This window comes from Cytobacillus sp. BC1816, assembly GCF_051353635.1.
GTDB classification, from domain to species: Bacteria; Bacillota; Bacilli; order Bacillales; family Cytobacillaceae; genus Cytobacillus; species Cytobacillus oceanisediminis_C.
Window position 1 is genome coordinate 205,251 of record NZ_CP195611.1, and the last position, 20,964, is coordinate 226,214.

A 20,964-nucleotide genomic window follows, 5' to 3' on the forward strand; every position below is an offset into this window, starting at 1 on the left:
GTATGGAAAAAGTACTGGAAGTAAAAGACCTGCATGTCACATTTACCACTTATGGCGGAGAAGTCCAGGCTGTAAGGGGAGTAACATTTGATCTGCTTAAGGGAGAAACCCTTGCGATTGTCGGTGAATCCGGCTGCGGAAAAAGCGTGACTTCCCAGAGCATCATGCGGCTGATTCCCTCACCGCCCGGGAGAATAGCTGATGGTGCAGTCCTTTTCAAAGGGAAGGACCTGACCAAATTAAAAGAGTCTGAAATGCGGGATATTCGCGGTGCAGACATTTCGATGATCTTTCAGGATCCGATGACGGCTTTGAACCCTACGATTACAATTGGGGAGCAAATTATAGAAGGAATAATGCAGCATGAAAACATTTCCCGGCAGGATGCCCGTAAAAAGGCCCTGGAAATGCTTAATTTAGTTGGGATTCCAAATCCGTCCGAAAGATTGAAACATTACCCGCACCAGTTCAGCGGAGGGATGAGGCAGCGGATTGTGATTGCCATGGCCCTTGTCTGTGAGCCCGAGGTGCTGATTGCCGATGAACCTACAACCGCACTTGATGTGACCATACAAGCTCAAATATTGGATTTGTTTAAAGATATCCAGAAGAAGACTGGAGTATCCATTATCATCATTACCCATGACCTTGGCGTTGTCGCTCAAGTAGCGGACCGAATTGCCGTCATGTACGCAGGAAAAATAGTGGAAGCCGGAGAACGAAGGGAAATCTTCTACAATCCACAGCATCCCTATACGAAAGGCCTGCTGAATTCAGTTCCGCGTCTTGATTTGGACGGAGCTGATCTAGTTCCCATTGGCGGATCGCCGCCGGATTTATTCGCTCCGCCGGCTGGCTGCCCATTTGCTGCCCGATGTGGCTTCGCAATGGAAGTATGTGACCGGGTCTATCCATATAAAACTCACTTAAGCCGGGATCATCATGTAGATTGCTGGCTTCAGGATGAGCGGGCACAGAAAATGCTTGCAGCCGTAAAATAGGTTTTCCCTTTCACAGTACTGGATCAGCACTGTGAAAGTTATGATTCTATCAGCTGTCAAACAGGCACCTGGTAGATAAAGAAATATATTTTAAGAGGGGGAAAAAGAATGAAAAAGTTTTTATCACTGCTGCTGGCAGGAGTATTGCTATTTGTAATGGCAGCCTGTACGGCAAATGAAAATGCCGGCAAAGAGACAGACAGCAAGGATGATGGCAAGAAAGAAGAAGAAAGTGCTGAAAAAGTGCTTTATTTGAACAATGGCCAGGAGCCGACTTCGTTTGACCCTCCTATCGGCTTTGACTCTGTTTCCTGGAGCGCACTGAATAACTTGATGGAAGGTTTGACCCGTCTGGGGCAAGATCATGAACCAGAGGCAGCTATTGCTGAAAAATGGGATATCTCAGAAGATGGAAAGACTTACACCTTTCATATCCGTGAGGATGCAAAATGGTCAAATGGTGATCCTGTAACTGCAGGTGACTTCGAATTTGCATGGAAGCGCCTTTTAAATCCTGATACAGGTTCTTCAGCCGCTTTCCTTGGCTACTTCATTGAAGGTGGAGAAGCATATAACAATGGGGAAGGATCAGCTGATGATGTAAAAGTAAAAGCAGTTGATGACAAAACATTTGAAGTTACTTTAGTTAGTCCGCAAGCTTACTTCCTAAGTGTGATTACTAACCCGGCATTTTTCCCCATTAACGAAAAAGTTGCAACAGAAAACCCGAAGTGGTTTGCTGAAGCTGAATCTTTTGTCGGAAATGGCCCTTTCAACTTAACGGAATGGGAGCATGACAGCCATTTTGTAATGGAGAAAAACGATCAATATTGGGATGCTGAGACGGTAAAGCTTGATAAAATCCACTGGGCAATCATTGATGATACAAATACAGAATATCAAATGTACCAATCTGGAGAACTGGATGTATCTGATGTACCATCTGAGCTAAGTGAGCAGCTTCTGGGAGAGGCAAAAGTTGAGGACCAGGCTGGAGATTATTTCTATCGATTTAATGTAAACATGGAGCCATTCCAGAATCTTAACATCCGTAAAGCATTTGCGATGGCAGTGGATCAGCAGCAAATTGTTGATTTCGTCACAAAGAATGGTGAAAAGCCAGCATATGGATTTGTTTCATATGGATTTGCTGATCCTTCAGGAAAAGATTTCCGTGAAGTATCCGGAGATCTTGTAAAAACAAATGCAGAAGAAGCGAAGGCATTACTTGAAAAAGGTATGGAAGAGGAAGGATATGATAAGCTTCCAGAAGTTACCTTAACATACAGCACGGATGATACACACAAGAAAATAGCTGAAGCACTTCAGCAAATGTTCAAGGAAAACCTTGGCGTGGAAGTAAAGCTTGCCAACATGGAATGGAATGTATTTGCTGAAGAACAAAAAGCGCTTAAATTCCAATTATCACGAAGCTCGTTCCTTGCTGATTACGCAGATCCTATTAACTTCCTTGAAAACTTCCAGACAGGACATTCCATGAACCGTACTGGCTGGAGCAATGAGAAATATGACCAGCTGATTAAAGATGCAAAGAATGAAGCAGATGAAGCCAAACGCTTTGAACTAATGTATGAAGCTGAAAAAATCTTATTTGAAGAAATGCCGATTATCCCTATCCATTTCTACAACCAGGTTTATCTCTATAATGATGCTGTTTCAGGAATTGTCCGCCATCCGGTTGGATACGTGGAGCTTAAATGGGCAGATAAGAAGTAATACTCCTTCGGCTTGATTTGAAGGTAACAGGAAAAAAGGGGTGTTCGTGCGAACATCCCTTTTTTTCAGAAGAATAATTTTTTGAAGAATAGAATCTTTGAACTTTAAAAACTGCCTAGCTCTGAGCGCCGTCTGCTCGAGATCTTAAGCTTGGCTAACTGCGGCTCCCAGGGATTTGAGGTCATTTATGCTTGTCGTCCCTAAGCAGTCGCCTTGGTTTTTCGGGCAATCACTTCTGAAGGCAGGATACCCTCTGCTGGCGTTTGTCTTATGCTTATCGCCGGTAAGCTGGCGCTCTGCGCTTTTCGAATTATTTCCCGAAAAATAATACATTTTCCCGAATTTTGGCTTATATCCCCGACAATTATTTCATTTCCCAAACAATGCTTTTGCTGAAGGAGCATATAATGCTAATAAACAATTAAAAGGATGTGGCAGCATGGCAATGAAACCTCAGCGCCTGGAAAAAGGCGATGTGATTGGAATTATAGCACCGGCAAGTCCTCCCAATCAGGAAAACCTGAAGCGCTCCCTGGTCTTTTTGGCGGAGCTTGGAGTAAAGGTAAAGCTGGGCGATCATGTGACTGATCAATATGGTTACCTGGCCGGTAAGGATGAAGACCGGCTGGCGGATTTACATAACATGTTTAAGGATGAGGAAGTTAAAGCCATTATTTGTGCAGGCGGCGGCTATGGCACAGGGAGAATTGCGTCCCAAATCGATTACAGCCTGATAAAAGAAAACCCGAAAATTTTCTGGGGCTACAGTGATATTACATTTCTGCACACCGCAATCCGCCAGCAGACCGGATTGGTTACTTTTCATGGACCGATGCTGGCTTCCGATATTGGAAAAGAGGATGCGGATCCCCTTTCGAAGCAATACTTTAACCAGTTATTCGAACCTGTAAGTCTTGACTACCCTGACGGTATTTCCAACCTGGAGACAATGGTAAGCGGGAGTGCCTCAGGAATCTTAACGGGAGGCAATCTGTCTCTCTTGGCCAGCACGATTGGAACACAATTCGAAATTGATACAAAAGATAAGCTTTTGCTTATTGAAGACATCAATGAAGAGCCCCGTGCGGTCGACCGCATGCTAAACCAGCTGCATATGGCCGGGAAGCTTGAGGATGCGGCCGGCTTTATCATCGGGGACTTTAATAATTGCGTCCCGGAGAGAGAACTTTCCCTGGAATTGGATGAAGTGCTGGATTCGTATATAAAAAGGATGAATAAGCCGGCTGTAACGGGCTTTAACATCGGCCATTGCTCTCCTCATATTTCTGTGCCATTAGGTGTAAGGGCAGAATTGGATGCGGCCGGTAAAAAGCTGACAATCGAAAGCGGCGTTAAGTAAAAGGGTGGTATAGATGAAAATAAACACGATCGAAACATATAGAGCTGCGGTACCACTGAAAAAACCATTTAAAACAGCTTTGAGAACGGTTGAGACAGCAGAAACGGTTGTTGTAAAGGTAACTTGCGATAACGGTATTTTCGGCTGGGGGGAGGCCCCTCCCACTGTGGTAATCACTGGAGACAGCCTATCAAGCATAGAATCCGCCATTCATCATGTATTAAAGCCGATGCTGGTCAATAAGAGCCTTCTAAACTATGAAGATATCTTCCAGGAAATTCAGTCAGCTTTAATAGGAAATTCAAGTGCAAAGGCTGCAGTGGATATGGCATTGTATGATTGTCTTGCACAGCAGTGCAAACTGCCCCTTTATCAATTTTTAGGCGGACACAAAAATGAGGTGGAAACGGATTATACGGTAAGCGTCAATGGCCCGGAGGAAATGGGCGAAGATGCTGTTTCCTATGTTCAGCAGGGCTTTAATGTCCTTAAGGTGAAGGTCGGCAAGGATGATATTTTAACAGATATTGAGAGAATTAGAGAAATCCGCACACGAGTCGGATCAAAGATTAAAATCCGGCTCGATGCCAATCAGGGCTGGAAATCAAAGGATGCTATCTATGCCATCCGAAAAATGGAAGCTTTGGACTTGAATATTGAGCTTGTCGAACAGCCTGTGAAGGCCTGGGATATAGAGGGCCTTAAGCAGGTTACCGATGCGGTAGATACACCGATTATGGCAGACGAAAGTGTCTTTTCCCCGAAGCAGGCATTTGAAGTCATTAAGACCCGAAGTGCTGATTTAATCAATATTAAGCTGATGAAATCAGGCGGCATTTATCAGGCACAGATCATCAATCAGCTCGCTGAAGTCTGCGGGATGGAGTGCATGGTGGGCAGCATGATTGAAACCAAGATCGGCATTACGGCTGCGGCCCATTTTGCAGCAAGCAAAAAGAATATAACCCGTTTTGATTTTGACGCTCCATTGATGATGGCAAAGGAAATTGTGGAAGGCGGAATCCATTATACCGGCCGCAAAATCACTTTGCCTTCTGAACATGGCCTTGGCATCAGGAATGTATCGTTAATAGTGAACAAGCATGAACTGACTTCCTGATAAATTCTGGATATTAAAAAGGAGGAATTCGTTTTGGCAATTCAGCAAAAATGGCTGGTTTCGGTTCCTGCTGCAACCTTGTGGACAGCAAGCGATTCATCAAGAGAAATTGACTTTGAAGCGATCACCAATCCAGTTAATCTGGATTCCTGGCTTGAAAAGCTTACATATGAGCCCCGGCTGGAACTTTGTGACGGAAATCTTGTTCAATCACAAGTTCTGTACGGAGAAGAAGTGATTATATTGGAGGAGAAGGATGGGTGGGTTCATGTTGTGGTCCCGAGCCAGCCTTCTTCTAAGGACGGGAGAGGATACCCTGGCTGGTTGCCGAAAGCCCAGCTGACTAAAAATGAAGATTGGAAGCTTGATAGAAGAATGGCTGCAGTCATTCAGAAGAAAAAAGCAACTCTCTATTCTAATGACAGAGAGAGAGAACTTGTTCTAAGCTATCAAACCATACTCCCAGTGTTAAAAGAAGAAGCAGAGTGGATTCAGGTACAGACACCTGAGGGAGCAGGATATTTAAAACCTGAAGATGTACAGGTGTATGAAACAATTGAGGCTATACGGAAAGGCAGCGGAAAAGACATCATCGATGCGGGGGAACAATTTATAGGCCTGCCATATCTATGGGGCGGCATGAGCAGCTTTGGATATGACTGCTCAGGCTTCAGCTATTCTATGTGCAAAGCAAATGGATTTATCATCCCGCGCGATGCCCATGATCAGGCGGAAGCAGGGTACTTGGTGGAACTTGACGCCATTGAACCGGGGGACTTATTATTTTTTGCTTATGAAGAAGGAAAAGGCAAACTTCATCATGTAGGCATCTATTATGGTGATGGAAAGCTGCTTCATTCTCCTAATACCGGTAAAACCATCGAAATTATCGACTTGAAAGATACCATCTATGAAAAGGAACTATGTGCAGCTAGACGCTACTGGCAAGAGACGGAGGAATAAATATGCCAAAAGAAGCACTGTTAAAAGTCAATAATTTGAAAAAACATTTTTCAATGGGGAAAGGACAGACTCTGAAGGCCGTTGATGATGTCTCCTTTCATATCAAACAAGGAGAAACCTTCGGGATTGTCGGCGAATCCGGCTGCGGAAAGTCAACCGCAGGGCGTACAATTATTGGTTTATATAACCGTACGGAAGGCGAAGTCCTTTATGACGGAAAGAATGTCCATACCATGACTGAGAAAGAAAGATTTGCTTTTCACAGGAAGATGCAGATGATCTTTCAGGATCCATATGCTTCGTTGAATCCGCGGTCAACCGTCCAGGAGATTATCTCGGAGCCCATGGAAGTGCATGGGTTATATCCGAACAAGAAGGAACGGCTTGAGCGGGTCTATCAGCTTCTGGAGGATGTGGGTCTTAACCGCGATCATGCCAACCGCTACCCGCATGAATTCAGCGGCGGTCAAAGGCAAAGAATTGGGATTGCCCGTGCATTAGCGCTGGAGCCGGAATTCATTATTGCTGATGAGCCGATCTCCGCACTGGATGTATCGGTACAAGCCCAGGTAGTCAACCTGCTTAAGGGGCTCCAAAAGAAAAAGGGCCTGACCTACTTATTTATCGCCCATGATCTCTCGATGGTCAAACATATCAGCGACAGAATTGGCGTTATGTATTTGGGGAATTTAGTGGAATTAACGACAAGCGAAAACTTATATAAAAATCCGCTTCACCCTTATACACAGGCCTTGCTGTCGGCGATTCCCATCCCTGACCCAGATGTTGAGGATCACCGGGAAAGAATCATTTTGGAAGGGGAACTCCCGAGTCCGATGAATCCTCCAAGCGGCTGCGTATTCCGGACGCGCTGCCCTTATGCGATGGAGGCCTGTGCTTCCATGAAGCCTGAGTGGCAGGAGATTGAGAAGGATCACTTTGTGGCCTGCCATTTATATAATGAAAAGGTAACTGGCGACCATAACCGGCCGCAAGTAGCCGCTGCGAAATAACATGAACTTTCATACTCTCAAAGCAGAAATTCTTGATTTGGCCAGCTGCTGTGAAGGACACGTGGCCGTATACATCCATACAGGGGATGGTGTAATCGAAACAAATGCCGATGATGTTATCTCTTCCGCAAGCTTAATTAAGGTTCCTATTTTACTCGCGGGTCTTTCGGAGGCGGAGAATAACCTGCTTCAGCTTGATGAAGAAGCAGAAGTGAATGATACTGTCCGGGTTGGCGGGGCTGGGATACTGCAGGCCATGAGCAAAGATTTGAAGGTGAAGGTTATAGACTTAATGACGCTCATGGTCATTGTATCTGATAATACAGCGACTAATCTTATCATTGAGAGGCTGGGAATAGAGAAAATCAATCAGCTTATCAAAGGTTTGGGCTTTAATTGCACAGAATTAAACAGGAAGATGATGGACTTTGAGGCATTGAAAAACGGCATGGACAACATCACGACTGCCAGGGATATGGTGTATGGCATGAAGGCATTGGCAGAGCATTCACTTTTATCCGGGAAATATACAGAAAAAGCTCTGGATATATTGGAAAAACAGCAGTATAAGAATAAACTTGCAAACACGATAGACACGGAAAAAGTCAAGGTTGCCAGCAAAACAGGGGAACTTCCCGGAATAGAGCATGATTGCGCCATATTTACCTATAAAGGAAACACCGTTTACGCCGCTGTACTTGTGGACCAGCTTCAAAGCCAGGCAGCCGGCGGAGAAGTACTGGCCGCAATCGGCAGTCGCATTAATCAATATATAACCCATAAATAAGGAACCGTTTACTGAGAACGGTTCCTTATTTATTTATGCAGTTTTTGCACTTCAGCCAGATTTCCGATCTGCCCGCTTAGGTGATTGGGCGGAAGACGGAAGATCCTCGATAATATTTCGTGCGCAAGGCGCTGCGCTTTCAAAATTATTTATGATGAAAAGGGCATTTCCCTTTGATAGGTTTAATGTCATCACCGATAAAGTATTGTTTCCACTCACGGTGTTCGGGATCGCCATAGTGGCTGATGTTTGGATGGGTAGGAAGGCCATCCCATTTTTCAACCCGTTCCCTGACCTTTTCCCTGGACATGATGCCGCCTTTAGAGGTGCCTTCAAGACCTTCAAAGATGCGGCGCGGCTGGAAACCGAGGACAAGGCTGTTGCCTAGATCCCTCGTCTTTCGCTGCTTGTAGGCAGGCGCATTTCCAAACACAAAGAATGGTTCCTCAGCAAAAGAAAACGCCCAAAGGTGATGGTCAGGATCTGTCGGATAATCCTTGGGCCAAGGCTTTGTATCAACCTTATGCAAATACTGAAGAATATTCCAGAAATATTCTCTGTAATGTTCAAGCGGTTTTTCATCTTTTTCCGGCTCAACAAATACAAACAGGCCATGGCGAATCAGTTTTGGTGCCTCAAAAAGCTCGATAAAGGATTCGAGGGCTTCCGGCAGGTTAGACCAGTCCTCCTGTGTAATATAGGCATATCTTAATTCGCCGCGCATTTCAGCAGTCATTCCAAAATAGCACGGGAAGGTTTTATCTGTAACCGTATCATGAAATGTTTTATATTCTTGAGTAACCCACCCAGGCACAATTTCGGGGTTAGTCATATCTTCTTTTGTTAAAAGAAACTTACTGGCAGTTTTCATTTTTTCACCTCAGAATGATTTACTTATGAAATATGTACCCCTTAAAAAGTCCTTTGAAACTAGCTGGGTGGAAATGGAAAAGAAAAAGACAGCCATGATGGCTGCCTTAAGAATTATCTAACGATTTTCGGTATTTATATTGATTGAGCTGAAAGCGGATAAAACAGCCTATGCAAAATCCAAGAATGGCAACAAATGCTGATAGAGCTACCATAGCTGTAAAAACATATCCTGCAGCTGTCCAGCCCAGAAGAAAGCCGGTTAGGCCCAGCGCCAGGCAAGCAACGGCAATCACCTGATTAAATTGCTGCTGCTCCCAGTCTTCGGGAATGTAATCAGCAGGATTTTTTCTTAGAAAATGTTTTGCTGTACGCATAATGGGATTGTAGCCGAACAATAGGCCCATTATACCTGCAAGGAGGGGTATGGCGAGAATCCATGCTTCTCCGGTAATCCACGAAGCTAAAACACTTAATACGATTGACCATTGATTGGTTCTTACGAGCGGACGGGGAATAGAAACCGTTGTATTTGCCAATTATTTTCCGACCTTTCTCATTGGTTTTATAGGTATTAATAGTTTACTTAAATTGCAGGTTTTTGTGAAGATAAAAAGCCTGGAAAATAAAAAAGCACGCCCACAGGGACGTGCTTCCCATATTATTTCAATGGCCCATTGTTTTCATCCATCCGGTTATTGCGCGGATTTAATGGGTCGTTTGCCGGATTCATAGATGGATCCGAATTTGTTGGGTTAATCGGTTTATCAGTACTGCCAGGGGCATTGCCTGGTTTCATCTCCGGCATAGCTTCTTTCATCACTGCTTTCGTATCGGCATCTTTATTAATGGTTGTTTCTTCAATTTTACGATCAAGCTTTTGAAGATATTTGGCAGCAAAGTCTTTCCCTCCCAGACCAAATGATAAGCCGAATGCCAGTGCAAGTGCACCAAGTGTTAGAACGAACGCGGCATTGACAATGGAAGCTGCGAGACCAAGCTGATCAAGTGCCATAAAGATTGAAATCGCGATAATGGCTGCCTGGGCGACATTGGCAAGGAATTTATAATGCGGTCCTTGAAGAATCGTGCTTAGCAATTTCTTAACCAGACTGCCCAGCCACAAACCTACACCAAGAATGACAAGAGCTGCAATCACATGAGGCAGGTAGGCAATTACACCTGTCGCCAATGTTACGAGGAAGTCAAGGCCAAGGATATTAAGAGCCTGCACCACAAACAACAGGACAATAATCACTTCTGCAATATAGCCAATCAGCTGGGAGAAGCTTAAACCATTGCCTGCTGCAGCAGACTTGTTTAATCCCATACCGGAGAAGTAAGAATTCAAGCCGATGCGTTCGAGTAAACTGGAGACGAATTTGCGGACCCATTTTCCGAGCCAAACGCCAATTAGCACGAAGAATATAGCTACAGCAATATTCGGCAGCATCGTCAGGACGTCATTCAGCATGGCAATGGCAGGTCCGGAAATGCCTTCAATATCCAATCTCTCGAGAGCGGCAATGACTGTTGGGATCAGAATAAGCACAAACACAACTGTGCCAATTACAGATGCCAGGCTTGTCCCTTCAAACAATCGGTTTAAGCCAAGTCTTGCGGTTAGTTTTTCACTTCCAATAGCCTGCAGGAAATTCGTTACAATATCGCGGACGATTTTTGCAACAAACCACCCGACAAATAATATCAGGGCTGCTGCAAGAAGCTTAGGCAAAAAGGCAAGGATGCTTTCAAGCATGCCGGTGAACGGTCCGGCAATTCCATTCAGGTTTAGAGCTCCCAATACAGCCGGCAGGAATACCAGCAATGTCAGGTAGAAAACAATTTTAGCTGCGTTATCAATAACATTGGCAGGCTGCTCTTTATTGTCTGTTAAATTCCATTTGCTCAGCTTTTCATGAACTTTGAGCGTTCTGCCGCTCTTTCTGATCAGCAGGCTGAGTCCAGTGGCGATCAGCCATGCGAATAATAGAATTAGAGCTGCTTTTAAAATGCTCGGCACTGCTGCCATGATGGAGGAGAACATGCCCACAAGCGGTGCAGCGATAATATCGAGGTCCAATATATTGAAGAACAAGATAAACACGAACACTAAAAGCAGATAGTAAATAATCTTGCTGATTATTTTCTCAGATGAATATTTTCTATTTGCTTTATCAGGGAATACTCTGTCATCAAGGCTGGTTTTGCGCAGGCCTTTTAAAAGGGCTTTTTCGATTGCTTTTGCGATAATCCAGCCAACTAATAATACTAATAGTGCTAATAATAAATCAGGCAGTTTGGCCAAAAGGTAATCAAATCCGCCCCAGTACCGATTATTGTCCAATATTGTCACTCCTTAAAAGAATTTGTAGAATGCATACTTTCATATACCCACTGCTTTTAGGAGTAAACAGTCTTCTTTAAATAGTCCTTTATGAAGGAGAATATCGTAAAGAATCCTGCGCTAATTCGGACAGTAGGAGGTGAATTCTGGTCAAATGAGTCCGAACCCGGTGCAACAGCCTTTAAAGAAAAAAGACTTTGGAGTGGATCTCCAAAGTCTCCTCAAAATAATTTTTGCCGTAAAAACTCCTTACGTGCTAAAACGATTCTTTGCTGCTTTTTTAAATGAGAACTGCGGAATGCTTATTCCAATCAGGATCAGCACGATTCCGAAAGTCTGTGTTTCTGAAATTCTTTCGCCAAGAATCAGCATGGCAGCAGCAACAGCGGCCGGGAGTTCGGCAGAACCTACAATCGTGGCAAGACCTGAATCTAAATGAGGTGAACCGATTGCAAAGAATACAATTGGGAAAATAGCGCCGAATAATGCCATCAGCAGCCCGAATTTCCACAGGCCCTCTAGCTGTATGCCACCGCTTATTATGACGGGGCCTGAAACAGCTGCAACCAGAAGAAGACCGCCAAATGTGATGAAGATGCTCCTCTGGATGGTTGGAATTCCTTTACCTGCCTTGCCGCTCGCAAAAATGAATACGGCAAATGTAACAGCAGATAATAAGCCATAGATCAGTCCATCAGCTTTAATAGGATGTGACCCGGAATTAATCAGGTTGCTTGCAAATACAGTCCCTATAATAAGCAAGATCGAAGAAATGACTTTTGCTTTGCTGGGCATCTTTCTTTCATATAGGGCTTCTAAAAGAATTCCTATCCAGGTGAACTGAAATAAGAGGACAACAGCGGTGGAGGCCGGATTCCGATCAAGGCTCATTCCATATAGAATGCCTGTTAAACTAAGGGAGGCACCGGTCAATAATAAAGCTGCTGTTTGTTTAAGGGTGATTTTCATTCTTTTGATAAATGGGAAAGAAAGCAACAGCAAAAGGAGCCCAAATAAATATTGGCTTCCAGTCAATTCAGGAACAGAGTGGCCGGCTTGGAGTCCGAGCTTCACAATGGATGCCAGAATGCCATAACTGCATGCGCCCAGAAAAATAAATAATGAATATTTTAAGTTTGCCATTATGGATACTCCTTTCAGAAGATGATATCAGGCAATCAGGTCAATCATAACATCTCAGTGAGCCTTTAAGGGAACGGTTTTTTTCTTCACAAAAATAAGAGCCAGTGATTTTTCTCACTGACTCTTTCTTTATTATCGATTATTCTCCTAAGTAGGCATTTAACATCCAAATATGCGTATCCAATTTCTCCATAAGACCGATGGCAAAGTCGCCTGTCACTTGATCTCCCTGCTCCTCAGCAAGCTGGGCTAAAGAAATTAATTGTTCTTTAATATGTCTATAATCGGAAGCAAGAGCAGCAACCATATCTTCTGCTTTCTTTTCCCCATTGGACTCTTCAAGAGTAGTGATGCTTAAGAACTCCTTTAATGTCGCTGCCGGTGAGCCGCCGATTGCAAGCAGGCGTTCAGCTGACTCATCCACAACTTCCGCTGCTTCATTATATAATTCTTCGAACTTTTCATGAAGGGTAAAGAAGAGTGGGCCTTTTACAAACCAGTGGTAGCGGTGCAATTTAGTATAAAGAACACTCCAGTTTGCGATTTGTACATTTAATGCTGCATGTAATTTTTCCATTGTTATATTCCCCCTAAATCATTTATATATTTATTATAACAAATACTAAATTAAAATCAATACTTATTTATAATAATTATAAATAAGGTAAATTCAAAATCCACAGTATAACCATGGCTGATTATGGTAAAGTGATATAGTACCGCTTAATTGGCAAGACATAAAGGTTAGTGAGGATTTTTAATGGAATATCTCTTATTTATTGCGCTCGGAGCGCTTATTAGTGTGCTCTCTGGTTTTTTTGGGGTAGGCGGGGGATTCATTCTTACTCCGACACTCATGCTGTTTGGCTTTTCTCCGGTAGAAGCAATCACCACGAGTTTGCTTTTTTCAATTGGCACCTCTCTTTCAGGCATTTTCGCTCATATCAGGATGAAGAATATATGGCTTAAGCAAGGGCTGATTCTTGGACTAAGCGGCATGGCAGCTACTCAGGCCGCCCACCCATTTGTGCTGTTTCTTGAGGAAAAGGGCTGGGATACGTGGGCAGTTCCTTTGTTTTATATCATTCTGCTGTCTTATTTTGCTTTGGGCATGTTAAAAAGAGGGAGAAAATCAACCAGTGCCGTTCTGCCTTCTGAACTTTCTCCATCCATTGTGAAAATGGTGCTGATTGGATTTTTTGCAGGATTTGTTTCTACGACATTAGGTGTTGGCGGCGGCTTTATTATGGTGCCTTTATCGGTTGCCTATTTAGGGATGATGCCGAAGAAAGCAGTAGGGACCAGCTTGTTTGCTGTCATGTTAATCGTATCCGCAGGCTTCCTATCCTACGCTTCTACTGTCAGCATTGATTATTGGATTGGCATTTCACTCGTAACAGGAGGCCTGATAGGATCACAATTTGGAGCAAGGCTTACCTCCTATTTTGAAAACGAAGAGATCACCTATATGCTAGGAGCCTTATATATGGCTACAGTGGCAAGTGTGATTTTGAAATTAATACATTTGAATTATACCGGCCTAGTGCTGATGGCCATCTTTGTCGGCGGATTTTTAGTAAGAAGCCTTGTGAAAGTGCAGAAAGCAAATGCCCGCATAAAGGCAAAAAAGGAGAGACCATAATGGCCTCTCCTTTTACATTTGCCGGGGCACCTTCATGCCGAGTGTTTGCATGCCGTCGGAAAGAACAATTGTGACTGCTTTGACAAGGGCAAGTCTTGATTTGACGCCGTTATCCGTTTCCAATATTCTTACCTGTCCGTAGTATTTATTGAAGGCTTGAGCCACATCAATCAAATACTTAGCCAGGACAGAAGGGGAAAGCTGCATATAAGATTGTCTGATTTTTTCAGGATACTGATAGAGCAGCTTGATAATTTCCCAGCTATAAGAATCAGATAGCCCATTTTCAGCAGATGGGACATCGTCTGCCTTACGGAGCAGGGAATAGGCCCGGGCATTGGTGTATTGCAGATAGGGTCCTGTTTCTCCTTCAAATGTCAGCATATCTTCAAGTGAAAATTCAATATTATTCATGCGGTCATTTTTCAGATCATGAAACAGAATAGCCCCGATGCCGACTGCTTCAGCGACTTCACCTTTGTTTTCCAAGCCGGGATTTTTAGCTTCGATATTATTCTTTGCGAGAAGGATTGCTTCATTCAGGACCTCCTCAAGAAGGATGACTCTGCCTTTTCGGGTAGACATCTTTTTTCCATCTTTTAAATAGAGGCCAAATGGGACGTGTGTCATATTATCCGCCCATTCATATCCCATCTTTTTGATAACGCTTTTAACCTGCCTGAAATGGATGCTCTGTTCCTGACCGACAATGTATAGGGAGTGATCAAACTGATAAGTTTCTTTTCTGTAAAAAGCTGCTGCGAGATCCCGTGTTGCATACAGGGTCGCTCCGTCGGATTTTTTTATCAGGCATGGAGGAAGGCCTTCGTCAGGCAGTTGAACCACCTCTGCACCCTCAGACTCAGCCAGCAGGTCTTTTGCCGTCAGCTCCTCTATGACGGGCTCCATTTTATCATTATAAAAGGCTTCGCCATTGTATGAGTCGAAATGAATGCCAAGCATATCATAAACCCGCTGGAATTCTTTCAATGATTCATCTCTGAACCAGCTCCACAGTGCCTGAACTTGCTCATTTCCGTTTTCAAGCTCTTTGAACCAGGAACGCGCTTCATCTTCAAGGGCTGAGTTAGCTTCTGCTTCTTCATGGAAGCGTATATAAAGGCTAAGCAGTTCCTTTATTGGATTTTCCTTCACTTTATCCGGGCTGCCCCACTTTTTATAAGCGGTGATCAGCTTGCCGAATTGTGTGCCCCAGTCGCCTAAGTGGTTGATTCTGACCGCTGTATAACCGCATTTTTCAGCTAGACTGCCTAGGGCGTTTCCAATGACTGTAGACCGCAAATGGCCCATGGAGAAGGGCTTTGCGATGTTTGGCGAAGAGAAATCAAGCACGGCTGTTTTGCCTGCGCCATCATTCAGCTGCCCATATTCCTTACCTTTGTTTAAGATTTTTTCCATTATGCCTGCACCGGCTGACTCTTTGGAAAAGAAGATATTAATGTAAGGACCAGCAGCCTCAGCTTTTTCGATATGCGGTCCCTGAATCAGGCATGCTGTCTCTTCAGCAATGGAGGCAGGTGATTTCCTGAATGCTTTGGCGAGTGTAAAACAAGGAAAAGCAAGATCGCCATGTGCCGGATTCTTTGGCGCTTCAATTAAGTCTGCAATTGCTTCGTCAGAAAGCTGCCCATTCAGCACTGAAGCCAGCTGAGCTGTGAAAATAGCTTTGAAATTGATCATATTACACCTCCTGGAAAATAAAAAAGCCCGTCTCTATAAAAATATAGAGACGAGCTGAATCTGCCCGCGGTACCACTCTGATTGTCCAAAGGACCTCTTGCGAAAGGACGTTTCCTAATATTTGAACGCATTCCTTATGAGGTTTGGTAACGGGACTCCTAACCCGGCATAGCCTACTTTCCATTCAGCTATGCATCTCCGAAGTGCGCTTCGCAAAAAGGTTTTCCGACAGGCTTGCACCGCCCCTGTCTCGCTTTTAGGAAAGAGCCCTTTGCTACTCTCTTCATCATAGACACTAAATATATTAATGTTATTATACGCTGTTGGAATTATTTTGCAACATAATTTGAATCTGTTGAAAACATATAAGTTCTATGATGGTAGCGAATGCTGAAAATCAGTCCCATCGCCATCATGTTTCCCATAAGCGAGCTTCCGCCGTAGCTGATAAACGGAAGCGGAATGCCGGTGATTGGCAGTACCTGAATAGTCATACCGATATTTTGAAATACATGGAACGTGATCATACTGATGACCCCGACGCAAATATAGGTATTAAAAGGGTCGGTCGTCTCCAAGCCGGTTTTAGTTAAGTGATAGATGAGCAGAAAGAAAAGGCTGATTACTACACTGGCACCAAAGAAGCCGTACTCCTCGCCAATGACACTAAAAATAAAATCAGTATGGGCATCAGGCACATACACCTGTCTGTCAGTAAACCCTTTACCGGATATTAATCCTGAGCCGATTGCGAGCATGGAGTTGTACAGCTGCATTCCTGCTCCCTGCTTGTGATTAACCGGGTCAAGCCAGGAATAAATTCTGCTGAACTGATAGGGGTCTATCCCAAGGTACTTCTCCAAAATCTCCGGTGCTATGATGACCAGATATAGAACGGTTCCTGCAAAGGCGCCCAGGATCCCATAAATCGGAACAAGGATTTTCCAGGTGATTCCGGAAACCAGGATGATTCCTGTTAATATGGCGATGATGACAAGGGCGGTACCCAGGTCTTCAATAATAATCAATCCTAATGGGGGCAATGTGGCTGCCCCTAATTTGATTAGAAGGAAAAAGTCCGTGCCTGCGGTCTTTGCCTGAAATTTCAGATGGTGGTCAGCGATGATTTTGCTGAGGGCAATGATAAGGAATACCTTAACAAACTCAGAAGGCTGCACAGAACCAAGTCCAGGAATGATATACCACAATGTAGCCCCTTTGCGCTCTGGTGCAATGCTATCCGGTGCAATGAATAACCCGACAAGCAATAGGATGCCTAAACCGTACAGCGGCCAAGTAAGCCTTCTGATTTGCTCGCTGTCAAAATACATGACAATTGCCACAATGATAGCTCCGACAACATAATTTTTTATTTGTGAGACGACAAAATTCCCTTCATATTGATTGGAGGATTGTCCGCTGTAAATAGCGATGCAGCTGATGAGGAAAAATAGCAGCAGAAGAAAGCATAACGTCCAATCGAATCGGTCTGAGAATCTATTATTCTTGTTCATTTGTATACACCTGGTTTCTTTACCTTTTTTTACATTTTTATCCTAACAAAGAAAAATAACCCTTACAATGGAGAACAGATTACATTTTTTCTCTGCATGTAGTTAGACGAATGAATCAGCATGATGGTTTCCTGTATTTTCAAAAAATCCGGGAATGATGCAATTTAAAATTTTTTCTCATCGGCAAGATATTTTCAGCTATTTTTGCTACAATAAGAGAATAAAATACTGGATATTTAACAGGCAGTTTCAAAAGAAGCTGTCTTTTTACTAATTTGTGAAGGCGCTTGCGCTATTCTTATCTGTCTAGCCCAGTGCTTTTCTTTGAAAACACCACTTTGGGTAACGGTTCGGAGGTTTCGCCATTGAAAAGAAGGAATCATGCTATTCGTGATCTCATCTACATCCATCTTAATGAACAGGATCAGTATGTGATGACTTATGGAATTGAGTTTGCAGAGTTTGCCCATACTCTCTCAGATTCTATTAATAATCTGCTTTTGTTAAAGCATCGTTTTGAGCATGGGGACTTTAATACCCACACGATGTTTGATTATGTGTCAAGGGACAAGCTGGGCAGGCTGGTTGAGGATGATGTATATGGCTATGGCGATTTTTGCTGGATTGATTTCGAGGAAGAGGAAGCGGTGAATGAGCTTCCCGGCCAGACAATTGCTGAGCTCCTTTATCTCGGCCATGTCAAGGAACATCTTAAGCCGCCTTTTTACAATTATCTGAGCAATCGCTATGTGTACCTTGCCCATGATGATGGCTGGTTTAACCGCACATATTATCGCGATCTGAACGATTTTTACCGCATGCTTGGGGAAGTAATCCCCGGTAAAATGGGACAGATGAAAGTCGAAAAAACGCTCCTTGGCATAAAAAAGAAAAAGACGTATCCTCCAATCACCAGAGATGTCCTGCTTTCCTTAAAAGCTCTTATGAAAGAAGGAGCGGTCCTTTCCATTAAGGATATCGAACAGAATCGGGTCCGGATAGAAATTCCTATTTGGATTATTGGTGACTTTGCGAATATGGATGATATGTATGATGAGTATGAAGCCATTGTAAAAGAGCCATGTGAGGCGAAGGTTGTGTTTGATAAGAAAACAAGGGAATGGAAAATATACTCGCGTTAGAATTCTGAACTTTTTTACAACATTCAGCAAATTTCTCTTACTTTTTCTATGTGATGGTGTATAATCGGAGATAGAAAATTTTATATCCGCATAGAATAGGTGTCTTCTCAAAAGGGTTTTAAAACAGGCTCTTTTGAAGACTTAATAGGGAAGCTGGTGAAATTCCAGCGCGGTCCCGCCACTGTAAATGGAAGCTGTCTGTAAATCCACTGTACAGGAATGTATGGGAAGGAGCAGAACGCATTGACCATGAGCCAGGAGACCTGCCTGATTCTTAAGCACCCATAAACCTACGAGGATAGGGAGGTGTTTGGTCCGGCCATCCCTTTTGCACTGATTGATAAATGACCATACCAACATCTCCTTGCCGTTCGAGGGGATGTTTTTTATTTGGCTGATTCTAAAAGTCTATGGGCGGCTAACTTAGTTTCTGCCACTGAGTTGATTGCAGCGGAGTGTACTTGATCCTCGGAAATCAACGCGCTTCGTTTGTAAGCTAAAAAATATTATGAGAACATTTTTTAAGATGGTGTTAGACACCACTCGAATTTTGTCGAAAGTTCTAGGAGGATTGCTGAGTATGAGAAAATTGTATGCATTTTTATTAACAATGCTTCTGGCTGCAGGAGTGCTTGCAGGCTGCGGCGGGAGTGCTGAACAGCCTAAAGAAGAGAAAAAGGCTGAGGAAGGGCAGAATGCCGGCGGGGAAGAGGCTGCTTTTCCTGTAACGATAAAGGATGCTCTTGATAATGAAATCACCATTGACTCCAAGCCTGAAAGAATTGTGTCCATGATTCCAAGCAACACCGAAATTGCATTTGAATTGGGACTTGGAGAAGAAGTTGTCGGAGTCTCCGATTTTGATAACTACCCGCCCGAAGCCACAGAAAAAGAAAAGATTGGCGGCATGGAATTCAATGTCGAAAAAATTATTTCTTTAAATCCGGATCTTGTCCTTGCTCACGCTTCAAGCGCACATAATTCGGAAGCTGGGCTTCAGCAATTAAGAGATGCAGGTGTGACCGTCCTTGTTGTCAATGATGCGAAGAGCTTTGATCAGGTTTATGAATCCATTGTAATGGTTGGAACCGCAGCGGGAGAGAAAGATAAAGCTGAGCAGCTTGTTTCAGATATGAAGAGCAAGCTCGAGGAAATTAAAACAAAAGCTCAGGGCATAAAAGAAGAAGACCGCAAATCGGTATTCGTGGAAGTTTCACCTGCTCCTGATATCTATACAGCAGGTACAGAAACATTTATGGACGAAATGTTAAGTGCCATCAATGCAGAAAATATCATTACGGAAGAAGGATGGCCAAAAATGGATCCGGAAGCGATTATCGAAAGGAATCCTGATGTAATCATCACAACTCATGGCTATTACACTGAAGATGCTGTCGGCAATGTAATGGGCAGGGATGGCTGGCAGGATATAACCGCAGTGAAAAATAAGCAGGTTGCCGATGTTGATTCCGATATGGTAACCCGCTCTGGCCCTCGTATTATTGAAGGAGTCGAGGAACTTGCAAAAGCAGTATATCCGGACGTATTTAAATAATAAATTTTTAGCTTATATAACAGCAGCTGCTTTCCTGCTTTTTGCCATTCTGATGGGGATTTCAATTGGAACAGTGTCTGTTCACCCCATGACGATTATCAGAGTAATAAGCGCTGAGCTATTTCCTTTTATTTCATTGGAAAACACGGATGCTATGCATTCAAATATCATTATGAATATTCGCCTGCCTCGCGTATTGCTGGCTGGCTTAGTAGGGGCGTCTCTTGCAATTGCGGGAGCCGCCTTTCAAGGTTTATTAAGAAATCCGCTGGCAGATCCATATACAATTGGGGTTTCGTCCGGGGCTTCACTCGGTGCTGTTTTAACATTGTTCTTAGGATTATCCATTCCGTTTGCAGGAATGTTTACACTGCCGTTATTCAGCATTTTATTTTCCTTTTTAACCATTTTTGCCGTCTTGCTATTTGCCAGGAAAATTGAAAGATCCATGAAAGTGGAAACGATTATTTTAACAGGCATTATCTTCAGTTCTTTTCTTGGCGCTCTAATTTCTCTGATGATTGCCCTTACTGGAGAGGAGCTAAGACAGATTATTGGCTGGCTTCTTGGCAGTGTATCCATGAGAGGCTGGGCGTATATTAAAATTATCATTCCGTTTTTTGTACTGGGTGCCATCCTTCTTTTAGTGAACAGCAAAGAGCTTAATGCCATGAGCTTCGGAGAAGAAAAGGCCCAGCATATAGGGGTGGACGTTCAGAAGAGAAAGATGATGGTCCTGATAGCTGGCTCCATCTTGACTGGTGCGGCTGTAGCTGTGTCTGGAACGATAGGATTTGTCGGCCTTGTGATCCCTCATCTGACCAGGCTGTTATGGGGACCGGATCATAGGCATTTATTGCCGCTATCCATTCTGATGGGTGCAGGCTTTCTTATTATTGCCGATCTGGTTTCACGAACGATCATTGCACCAACAGAGCTTCCAATCGGTGTGATTACAGCGATAATCGGTGCACCTGCGTTTGCCATTATTTTAATTAAAAGAAAGAATAAACTTTGAACTTCGATAACTGTCCAGCGCAGGCGTCCACCCATTCAAAGGGGGCGCCCA

The 20,964-nt window shown here is 43.6% G+C and carries 18 protein-coding genes, 1 riboswitch and 1 other annotated feature; of the genes, 11 read left to right on the forward strand and 7 right to left on the reverse strand.

All coding sequences use genetic code 11. From position 1 onward, the window contains the following. The first annotated feature begins 2 nt into the window (after positions 1-2). The 7 genes from ACR42H_RS01150 (at position 3) to ACR42H_RS01180 (ending at position 7,981) form a co-directional block, all read left to right on the forward strand. Complete coding sequence (locus tag ACR42H_RS01150; protein ID WP_113885064.1) at positions 3-1,001, forward strand: ABC transporter ATP-binding protein; 999 nt, start codon at positions 3-5, stop codon at positions 999-1,001. Between the two features lie 108 nt (positions 1,002-1,109). Next, complete coding sequence (locus ACR42H_RS01155) at positions 1,110-2,738, forward strand: peptide ABC transporter substrate-binding protein (protein WP_436374498.1); 1,629 nt, start codon at positions 1,110-1,112, stop codon at positions 2,736-2,738. 439 nt (positions 2,739-3,177) lie between these two features. Next, entirely contained in the window at positions 3,178-4,098 is a 921-nt protein-coding gene (locus ACR42H_RS01160; RefSeq protein ID WP_436374499.1) for a S66 peptidase family protein, read from the forward strand. Between the two features lie 13 nt (positions 4,099-4,111). Next, positions 4,112-5,218 (forward strand): dipeptide epimerase, encoded by a 1,107-nt coding sequence (locus ACR42H_RS01165; protein ID WP_113885060.1) that lies wholly within the window; start codon positions 4,112-4,114, stop codon positions 5,216-5,218. Between the two features lie 33 nt (positions 5,219-5,251). Next, positions 5,252-6,181: an NlpC/P60 family protein gene (locus tag ACR42H_RS01170; protein ID WP_436374500.1), complete on the forward strand. Its 930-nt coding sequence runs from the start codon at positions 5,252-5,254 to the stop codon at positions 6,179-6,181. A gap of 2 nt (positions 6,182-6,183) precedes the next feature. Beyond that, positions 6,184-7,194: an ABC transporter ATP-binding protein gene (locus ACR42H_RS01175; RefSeq protein WP_113885058.1), complete on the forward strand. Its 1,011-nt coding sequence runs from the start codon at positions 6,184-6,186 to the stop codon at positions 7,192-7,194. Between the two features lies 1 nt (position 7,195). Beyond that, complete coding sequence (locus ACR42H_RS01180; RefSeq protein WP_436374501.1) at positions 7,196-7,981, forward strand: serine hydrolase; 786 nt, start codon at positions 7,196-7,198, stop codon at positions 7,979-7,981. 145 nt (positions 7,982-8,126) lie between these two features. Here ACR42H_RS01180 and ACR42H_RS01185 read toward each other — a convergent pair whose 3' ends face one another. The 5 genes from ACR42H_RS01185 to ACR42H_RS01205 form a co-directional block, all read right to left on the reverse strand. Continuing rightward, the gene (locus tag ACR42H_RS01185) at positions 8,127-8,852 is read right to left on the reverse strand and encodes a YqcI/YcgG family protein (RefSeq protein ID WP_113885056.1); all 726 of its coding nucleotides are present in this window, start codon (positions 8,850-8,852) and stop codon (positions 8,127-8,129) included. A 106-nt stretch (positions 8,853-8,958) separates the two neighbouring features. Then, a complete protein-coding gene (locus ACR42H_RS01190; RefSeq protein WP_436374502.1) occupies positions 8,959-9,390 on the reverse strand; it encodes a DUF4395 domain-containing protein in 432 nt (143 codons plus the stop codon). A 122-nt stretch (positions 9,391-9,512) separates the two neighbouring features. Next, complete coding sequence (locus ACR42H_RS01195) at positions 9,513-11,198, reverse strand: mechanosensitive ion channel (protein ID WP_436374503.1); 1,686 nt, start codon at positions 11,196-11,198, stop codon at positions 9,513-9,515. Between the two features lie 249 nt (positions 11,199-11,447). Beyond that, positions 11,448-12,341, reverse strand: coding sequence for an EamA family transporter (locus tag ACR42H_RS01200; protein WP_113885053.1), 894 nt, complete (start codon positions 12,339-12,341; stop codon positions 11,448-11,450). 139 nt (positions 12,342-12,480) lie between these two features. Beyond that, the gene (locus tag ACR42H_RS01205) at positions 12,481-12,918 is read right to left on the reverse strand and encodes a Dps family protein (RefSeq protein WP_113885052.1); all 438 of its coding nucleotides are present in this window, start codon (positions 12,916-12,918) and stop codon (positions 12,481-12,483) included. A 183-nt stretch (positions 12,919-13,101) separates the two neighbouring features. On the opposite strand from ACR42H_RS01205, the gene ACR42H_RS01210 reads away from it, so the two are divergent. Next, positions 13,102-13,983, forward strand: a complete 882-nt coding sequence (locus ACR42H_RS01210) for a sulfite exporter TauE/SafE family protein (RefSeq protein WP_113885051.1) — start codon at positions 13,102-13,104, stop codon at positions 13,981-13,983. A gap of 12 nt (positions 13,984-13,995) precedes the next feature. Here the strand turns inward: ACR42H_RS01210 and argS are convergent, their stop codons facing one another. Then, positions 13,996-15,681 (reverse strand): arginine--tRNA ligase, encoded by a 1,686-nt coding sequence (argS, locus tag ACR42H_RS01215; protein WP_181782408.1) that lies wholly within the window; start codon positions 15,679-15,681, stop codon positions 13,996-13,998. Between the two features lie 45 nt (positions 15,682-15,726). Continuing rightward, positions 15,727-15,983, reverse strand: a binding site (T-box leader). Positions 15,984-16,013: 30 nt separating this feature from the next. Then, complete coding sequence (locus ACR42H_RS01220) at positions 16,014-17,198, reverse strand: FtsW/RodA/SpoVE family cell cycle protein (RefSeq protein WP_113885049.1); 1,185 nt, start codon at positions 17,196-17,198, stop codon at positions 16,014-16,016. A 365-nt stretch (positions 17,199-17,563) separates the two neighbouring features. On the opposite strand from ACR42H_RS01220, the gene ACR42H_RS01225 reads away from it, so the two are divergent. The 3 genes from ACR42H_RS01225 (at position 17,564) to ACR42H_RS01235 (ending at position 20,913) form a co-directional block, all read left to right on the forward strand. Next, on the forward strand, positions 17,564-18,340 hold the full coding sequence (locus ACR42H_RS01225; RefSeq protein ID WP_113885048.1) for a hypothetical protein: 777 nt from the start codon (positions 17,564-17,566) through the stop codon (positions 18,338-18,340). Positions 18,341-18,420: 80 nt separating this feature from the next. After that, positions 18,421-18,625, forward strand: a riboswitch (cobalamin riboswitch). Between the two features lie 295 nt (positions 18,626-18,920). Next, positions 18,921-19,895: an ABC transporter substrate-binding protein gene (locus ACR42H_RS01230; protein WP_113885047.1), complete on the forward strand. Its 975-nt coding sequence runs from the start codon at positions 18,921-18,923 to the stop codon at positions 19,893-19,895. Continuing rightward, entirely contained in the window at positions 19,861-20,913 is a 1,053-nt protein-coding gene (locus tag ACR42H_RS01235; protein ID WP_113885046.1) for a FecCD family ABC transporter permease, read from the forward strand. The genes ACR42H_RS01230 and ACR42H_RS01235 overlap by 35 nt, the downstream gene beginning before the upstream one ends. The last annotated feature ends 51 nt before the right edge of the window (positions 20,914-20,964 follow it).